The sequence below is a fragment of the uncultured Faecalibacterium sp. genome (genome assembly GCF_900066275.1).
Taxonomy (GTDB): domain Bacteria; phylum Bacillota; class Clostridia; order Oscillospirales; family Ruminococcaceae; genus Faecalibacterium; species Faecalibacterium taiwanense.
This window is the reverse complement of record NZ_FMFG01000019.1, coordinates 47,311-47,879: the sequence shown is the minus strand read 5'-3', so window position 1 is coordinate 47,879 and position 569 is coordinate 47,311. Positions and strand designations below refer to the sequence as shown.

The window sequence follows — 569 nt, the reverse complement described above, 5'->3', positions numbered from 1 at the left end:
GCTTTGCGGCCCTGCTGGGCCAGCAGGCGGCAAAACAGCCGGACCTGCCGCTGCGGGTGCTTGGCCCCACGCCCGGCAGCATTGAGAAGATCAACGACACCTACCGCTACAAACTTACCATCAAGTGCCGCAACGACCGCCGCTTCCGCGACCTCGTGCGCAGCACACTGGAAAGATACGAACAGGAAAAACTTCCGTCCAAGGCCACCGTTGCGGTGGACCTGCACTCGGACGGTGACATCTGATTTGGAGGTACCATAAATGGCTATCCGCAACATTGTAAAAGAGGGCGATCCCATTCTGAACAAGGTCTGCCGCCCCGTCACCACCTTTGACGACCGTCTGGCTACCCTGCTGGACGACATGCACGAGACCATGATCGCCGCCGACGGCGTGGGTCTGGCCGGCCCGCAGGTGGGCATGCTGCGCCGTCTGTTCGTGGTGTGGGACACCACCGACGCGCCCGAGGAGATCCCCGAAGATTACGAATATAAGTTCATCGACTTCGTCAACCCGGAAATTCTGGCTGTATCCGAGGAAGAGGAGACCGCCTACGAGGGCTGTCTGTC

At 60.3% G+C, this 569-nt stretch carries 1 protein-coding gene and 1 pseudogene; both read left to right on the top strand.

Annotation, left to right across the window (positions count from 1 at the left end; translation table 11 throughout):
* Positions 1–245: pseudogene (locus QZL71_RS08110) on the top strand (primosomal protein N'); the annotation flags it as partial.
* Between the two features lie 16 nt (positions 246–261).
* Positions 262–569: peptide deformylase (locus tag QZL71_RS08105; RefSeq protein ID WP_294648443.1), on the top strand; the 308-nt coding region annotated here is incomplete at its 3' end.